Below are 7,213 nucleotides of genomic sequence, written 5' to 3'. Positions count from 1 at the left end.
AGCGCATAGGCAATCTGCAGTTTTTCTTTAACCGTCAAGCTTGCTGACAACGCTTGCTCGCCATCACGCAATGTGGTGTCGAATATAATGACCTGATCGTTCATGTTTGCTTCCTTCCTGATTTCTGCACTTTTGCGCAAGTGAATCGTTTACTTCCAGTATTTAGATATAAAAAAACCCGCATTCTCATGCGGGTTCTTAGAAATTGGTGTGGTTATTTTTCTTCCACAGCCTACCCGCGCGAACTGGTCACGATCAGGAGGAGGCTAAGCAGGATAGAAAAATGAGCTGACATAGTTGTTAAGCTTTCCACATAATTAAGTTAACAAATTAGTACCGCACTCCATGAAGCGCGTCAACCCTAAAGTCGATTTTTTATTCATATCGGATGAGTCTTTTCGTTTGCTTGAAAAAAATGATGCACTAAGTGAAACGACATGATGCGATAGAAACGTGCTAGAAGAAGTAAGTTCTCATCAAGTTTGCGACGTTTCATTACCAAAACAAGCATCGGGATTGCGACTTGTCACACAAAGGTCCGAATTGTTTGGCAAAAGTTTTGAATGACCATTTATAGTAGTGCAGTTGCACTAGGTAAAAGAAATATAAGGGTTAGGGAAAGAATGAGGTTAACAAAACAATTTGGACGTTCAGCCATAGTACTTACTCTGGTCAGCTTGTCGGGTTGTCAGCTGTTTCAATCGCAGACCTATGTGGAAGTGGCTTCCCCCGTTGTTATGAATGATCACTCACAGAGCGTCATGGTCATCAATGATCAAATGGATCGATTTTTGAGTTATGAAGGACGCGAATCGTTCTTGAATCAGATGCTTGTTGCCCTTGAGTCTGACAGCCGAAATAAGTTTAAAGGTAAAGATCCGGAAACGTATTCTTGGTGGAAGATCCGTGTCCAGCCTAGTGAGAAACAGCAAGCGGAAGTTTTCCGACCAACCACTGAAGGTGTCGATACCTCAAACCCAGTAGAGTTTATGGATGTCTCTTACCGCTCTAAGACCACATTAAACCTACGCTCCAAACCGAGTCTTGAAGGGGCAAAGCTTGGCGTATTATCGAAAGGGGAAGTCTTTAATGTGCTAGCAAAAGTGGTTGATCAACCTTGGTTTCTCGTTGAACAGAAAGGAGTGATAAAAGGTTATGTCCATAAGGATTATGCGCGCAGCAATGTGATAAATCGTGACATTTTATCTACTCAGCCTAACCCTCTACTAGAGCCTAACTCGAGTAAAACGGAGAAAACGAGTATAGAGCATGAACTGTCGGGAAACTATACTTGCCGCTCACTGAGCTATGAGCTAACAAAAGATGGTGACATGACGACAGGCTCTTTGCGCGCCTGCCGCAAGAAGAGAAAAGTCTGGTATATAGACACCCCTCAACCGCAACCATCAAACCCTTCTTAATGTTCTATTTTTATGGTTATGCCCAATAGATAAATCGTTGGGCACACCTTAATTTGGCCTTTGTCATTAATTGTCCAAACTCCCGTCATGCTGTTGTCACCTAAACCTCCTACTTTTCACAAAAAGGCGTTGTCAAAGTAAGGAAAGGTCACATGAGAACCATAGAGACAATTACACAGCCAATTGCAACCATTGCTAAGTTTGATTTAGCGCTCTCTAGTGTTTGTCTTAAGCACCGTTTTAATCAACAAGTCGCCAATATCAGTAAAGGAGTTTCCCACAGTGGTGACGGGCATCTTTACTTGGTGTTGGGGTTATTAGCTTGGTATTTAGATAAGGAGCAAGGAGTCTGGTTTTTACTGGCGGGTTTACTTGCTTTTGCTATCGAGCTACCAATTTATTGGACGCTGAAAAATAGTTTTAAGCGTCGTCGCCCTGAAGAGCTTAGTGCACTCCTTCCTGCTTTTATTACCCCCTCTGATCGCTATAGTCTTCCTTCAGGACACACTGCCGCTGCGTTTGTCATGGCGACGCTGATTGATCATTTCTATCCGAGCCTAGGCGTTGCTGCATTCTTTTGGGCAAGTTTAATCGGAACCGCGCGAATCTTATTGGGTGTGCACTTTTTTACCGATGTCATCATTGGTGCACTGCTTGGCAGTCTTTGTGGTGGATTAGCGATTGCGATGTTAGGAGGCTAATTGATGAAAATCTTGTACGGTGTTCAAGGGACAGGAAACGGACATATTGCACGCGCAAGGGCGATGAGTCATGCGTTTAAAGAGCACGATGTTGAGGTCGACTTTTTGTTTTCTGGGCGAGCGCCGGAAAAATACTTTTCAATGGAAGCATTTGGCGATTACCAGACTCGCCGAGGCTTCACCTTTATTACCGAAAAAGGCTCTGTAAACTACGCGAAAACAGCATTGAATAACAATTTGGTGCAGTTTTTCAAAGAAGTTAAGCAACTCGATCTATCGTCCTACGATCTTATCATTAATGATTTCGAACCTGTGACTGCGTGGGCAGCGAGACAACAAAATAAGCCTTCTATTGGTATCAGCCACCAAAATGCTTTCCGTTATCCGGTGCCACTAAAGGGAGCAAGTTGGTTAGATAAATCCGTCATTGAATACTTTGCGCCTTCTCAACACCACCTTGGTTTGCATTGGCATCATTTTGATCAACCTTTGTTACCACCGATAGTGCATACCGTCGATAGCCAAGCAGAAAACGACGACTTCGTGTTGGTGTATCTACCGTTCGAATCGATTGAAGATATCTCGGACTTATTGTTCCACTTTAATCAACAAGCGTTTATCTGTTATCACCCGGATGTGATCGAATGTGAGCAGGTAGAAAACATAGAACTGCGCCCTTTATGCCACAGCAACTTCCAGCATCATTTGCATCGCTGTAGTGGTGTCATTGCTAATGGTGGGTTTGAGCTTCCTTCAGAAGCCTTGTCTTTGGGGAAAAAATTGTTACTAAAGCCACTCGCGGGTCAATTCGAGCAGCAGAGCAATGTTGCGACCTTAGAAGATTTAGGGCTTGCGATGTCGATGGAGAGCTTAGACATTTCCGCAGTACGCCAGTGGCTAAAGGAGCAACAAGCCGAAAGTGTGAAATACCCAGATGTTGCTCAGGCTATTGTTCATTGGGTACTGCAAGGTGCATGGGATTCAAAAGCAGAGTTATCCAGACAGCTGTGGGAGCAGGTTGATTTTCCAAGTTACGTGTCGAACATTTAAGTACGTTGTTCTAAGTACATTGTTCCTTCCATTTTTGACACGATTTTGTTGCAGCCTTTCTGTTTGGAAGGCTGCATTTTTATTCTTCCTCTCTCATTTCTATTCAGTGTGTATTTGCTGATAATTTGACTGATAAGTGCAAAATTCAATCAGAGATATAGCTGTCATCTGTTGTTCTTATTCCAACTAATAACTGAGCTAAATGCATGCTTGTGTTGACCGCCTGTCCTATCAATTTGCTAAATACGTCCTCAAAGAATGCATTTTTACGTGTTTTATAGTTTTTTATGTTTTTATCAAGTATTTGTTATTTAACAAATAAATACCTAATTGGCTAAAATTTACTGATTAAATATCAATCTAGTTGCGAAACCGCAATCGATTAGTTGATAGTACAGTTCGAGCCGGAAGTATCCGGACGATAAATATAATAAAAAGTTAGGTTATCTATTCGTAAAATGATTCGAATCCAGCCGCCGTCTTTTGTGCGAGATGGGATTCTATTCGTTATGAATTTAATGAACAAAGTTGACGATTACAAAAGAGGCGCACTCAATGTTAGAGAAGAAAGACGCGATGAGCGCAATTGCTAGCTACCGTATGGAAAGCACTTTGCGTGGTGTAGATTTAAACCTACTGACTGTATTTGATGCTGTAATGCAAGAGCAAAATATTACTCGTGCAGCACATAACCTAGGCATGTCTCAACCGGCAGTAAGTAACGCCGTGGCACGCTTAAAAGTGATGTTTAACGACGAGCTATTCATGCGCCAAGGCCGTGGTATTCAGCCTACGCAACGAGCTCGTCAACTGTTTGGCCCTATTCGCCAAGCACTACAGCTGATTCGCAATGAACTTCCTAGCTCTGTATTCCAACCAGAATCTTCGACTCGCTTATTCAAGCTTGCGATTTGCAGCCCTTGTGACATGCGTTTTGCTCCGAAGATCATGGCAAAAGTGAATCAACAAGCACCAAACGTTCAGCTTCACCTAGATGCAGAATTTGACCGTTTGTTGTCTGAGCGTATGCGCTACCAAGAAATTGATTTCGTGATCGACTACGCTCGTTTTGATGAGCAAGGTTTCTCAAGTACTGAAATCTTCAAAGATGAATTAGTGGTTATCGCATCAAAAACACACCCACGCATTCAAGGTGGTGTGACGGCTGAGCAACTGCTTAACGAAAAGCATGCGAAGTTATCGAAAGTGCATGGCCAACGTAGTTTCTCAGAGCAAGCGTACCGTGAACTGGATTGCCAAGCGGCGTATGAAGGTTCTAGTTTAAGCAACCTACTATACGTGGTGGGTCAATCTGAGCTTGTGACTATTGCACCACGTTGGATGGCGGAAAATGCGGTAAACAGCGATCAACTGCAAATTCTTGATTTCCCATTTGCGAACAAAGAAATCAGCGGCTTCTTAAGCTGGCATGAATCAAGCGAAAAAGATAAAGGCCACATTTGGCTGCGCGATCAACTGATGATCACTTGTGGTGAAGTCGTTGCCGCAAAATAAGATGACGTTTGGTCTTCTCGATTAGACCATATTGGTAATCATCAATTTTTACAATTCATTGGTCCCCGAGCGATTTTTGTCTCTCGGGGCTTTTTGTTTTCGTAATCAACAATCGAAACAGTAAGTTAAATAGAGTAATCATTCAGCAATTTGAGGTACGTTCGCGACGTATAAGTGATAGTTGTCTCTTATTAGTGATAAGTTTGATACTGGTCAGTTGCGTTTTAGCAAGCCGTGAGTACACTTGTTCGCTCAATTAGCTTACGCCTGTAAGCCAAAAGGTAAGTAAAAGAATGGCCAAGTTAGATTTTCATATCGTTAAACGTATTCGTGAACAAATTGCGAACGGTGGTACACGCGTTGCACTCAAGCATAAAGTGGGTGAGGAGTGGCAAGGTATTACGTGGACGCAATTTGGTCAGCAAGTTGATGCTTTATCACTTGCACTTTTGGCTCAGGGATTAGGAGTCCAAGATAAGATCGGCATTTTCTCGAACAACATGCCGCAATGGACGATCGCTGATATCGCAGCACTGCAATTACGCAGCGTGACAGTACCTATTTACCCAACCAATACTGCCGCCCAGTCGGCGTACATCATTAACAATGCAGACGTCAAAGTTCTGTTTGTTGGTGAACAGCCTCAATTTGATGCAGCAGTGAGCATTTTCGACCAGTGCGAACAGTTAGAGCTCATTGTTGCGATGTCTGATGATATAGAACTTGGCGATCATGATTTCGTTATCTCTTGGCAAGCATTTGTTGCCAAAGGCGACGCTACATATCAAGTTGAATTGGACGCGCGTTTAGATCAGGCAAAAGAAGATGATCTACTCACGCTGATCTACACCTCGGGTACAACAGGCCAGCCAAAAGGCGTTATGTTGGACTACGCAAACATTGCGGCGCAATTGGAAGGGCACGATCAGCGCTTGAGCCTTTCTCAAAGTGACGTGTCATTATGTTTCCTTCCGTTGTCACACGTATTTGAGCGCGCTTGGACCTTTTATGTATTGTACAAAGGGGCGACCAACTGCTATTTGCAAGACACCATGCAAGTACGTGATGCACTGAGCCAGGTGCGACCTACCGTGATGTGTGCCGTACCGCGTTTCTATGAGAAGATCTTCTCTGCGATTCACGAGAAAGTGTCTCGCGCGCCGATTCATCGTAAGATCATGTTTACTTGGGCAGTCAACATGGGCGCAAAAATGGCCGCTTGTCATCAAGAAAAACGTCAGCCATCGCTCTTGCTGCGTAAGTCATACGCTTTGGCGGATAAGTTGGTTCTGAGCAAACTGCGTGCGCTACTTGGCGGGCAAATCAACTTTATGCCTTGTGGTGGTGCAAAGCTGGATGAAACCATCGGTCGATTCTTCCATGCGATTGGTATCAACGTTAAGTTGGGCTACGGCATGACTGAAACCACGGCGACAGTATCGTGTTGGGATGATAAATGTTTTAACCCCGACTCTATTGGTATGTCGATGCCTGGCGCACAGGTTAAGATCGGCGAAAACAACGAGATTCTGGTTCGTGGTCCAATGGTGATGCGTGGCTATTACAAAATGCCAGAAGAGACGGAAAAGACCTTTGATGAGCACGGTTTCCTAAAAACGGGCGACGCTGGTTACATTGATGAAAATGGCAACTTGTTCATCACCGATCGTATCAAAGAGTTGATGAAAACTTCAGGTGGTAAATACATCGCTCCACAAATGATTGAAGGTGCGATTGGTAAAGACCACTTCATCGAGCAAATCGCAGTCATTGCGGATACTCGTAAGTTTGTTTCTGCGCTTATCGTGCCTTGTTATGACTCGCTAGAAGAGTACGCGAAAGAGCTGAATATCAAATATCACGATCGCGTTGAGTTGATTAAGCACCACCAGGTGGTCGAAATGCTTGAGAAGCGTGTGAACGATCTTCAAAAAGAGTTGGCAAAGTTTGAACAAGTGAAGAAGTTTAAACTGTTACCAAGAGCTTTCTCTATGGATGATGGTGAGTTAACGCCAACTCAAAAACTTCGTCGTAAAGTCATCAATGACAAATACCAAGATGAAATTGAAGAAATGTATAAGGAAAAGTCGGATAAAAAGTAACTTAAGCTGACTTAGATTTTATATTGATGAAAAAATCCCCAGTGATGTGATCGCGCATTGCTGGGGATTTTTGTTTGTATTGATTTTTTCTGTTTTTCTCGTCAAATAACGCTATTTCGCACCCTATAGCTAAAATCTTATGAAATAATGTTCTTTTTTTGAGCGTTAACTTTTTAGGTTGTACTGTGAAATAGGAGATGTGTGGCTGCTATTCCTACTAACATTCTAATTACTAGTATCTTGTTTAAAAAGTAGATCAATCTCTCATTAGACCCTTTGATAATAAAACGTTACATTTGTTGGGTAACCTTGCGGGATGTTATGACGAACGCAAGACATAGCCGAAAACGTGGAAGTATTTCGATTAGGCTACGAATAAGACCTAGACTATGTAAAACCAGACCAATCCGTTGACCTTACGGTG

6 protein-coding genes are annotated in these 7,213 nt (G+C 43.0%); 5 read left to right on the top strand and 1 reads right to left on the bottom strand.

The annotated features are described in order from the left end of the window. Positions 1-104 (bottom strand): hypothetical protein (locus R8269_RS23070; protein WP_318222676.1); only part of this gene is annotated, 104 nt, incomplete at its 3' end. A 519-nt stretch (positions 105-623) separates the two neighbouring features. On the opposite strand from R8269_RS23070, the gene R8269_RS23065 reads away from it, so the two are divergent. The 5 genes from R8269_RS23065 to R8269_RS23045 all read left to right on the top strand — a co-directional run bounded on the left by R8269_RS23065 (position 624) and on the right by R8269_RS23045 (position 6,789). Beyond that, positions 624-1,421 (top strand): SH3 domain-containing protein, encoded by a 798-nt coding sequence (locus R8269_RS23065; RefSeq protein WP_025768373.1) that lies wholly within the window; start codon positions 624-626, stop codon positions 1,419-1,421. A 152-nt stretch (positions 1,422-1,573) separates the two neighbouring features. After that, positions 1,574-2,122 (top strand): phosphatase PAP2 family protein, encoded by a 549-nt coding sequence (locus R8269_RS23060; RefSeq protein ID WP_005379690.1) that lies wholly within the window; start codon positions 1,574-1,576, stop codon positions 2,120-2,122. Between the two features lie 3 nt (positions 2,123-2,125). Beyond that, a complete protein-coding gene (locus R8269_RS23055; protein WP_005379691.1) occupies positions 2,126-3,172 on the top strand; it encodes an MJ1255/VC2487 family glycosyltransferase in 1,047 nt (348 codons plus the stop codon). 555 nt (positions 3,173-3,727) lie between these two features. Continuing rightward, positions 3,728-4,687, top strand: coding sequence for a LysR family transcriptional regulator CalR (calR, locus tag R8269_RS23050; protein WP_005379693.1), 960 nt, complete (start codon positions 3,728-3,730; stop codon positions 4,685-4,687). A 293-nt stretch (positions 4,688-4,980) separates the two neighbouring features. Continuing rightward, positions 4,981-6,789 (top strand): AMP-dependent synthetase/ligase, encoded by a 1,809-nt coding sequence (locus R8269_RS23045; protein WP_005379694.1) that lies wholly within the window; start codon positions 4,981-4,983, stop codon positions 6,787-6,789. The last annotated feature ends 424 nt before the right edge of the window (positions 6,790-7,213 follow it).

This window comes from Vibrio sp. Vb0667, assembly GCF_033391095.1.
Note: the sequence above shows the minus strand (reverse complement) of the source record. Positions and strands in the feature narration are given on the sequence as shown.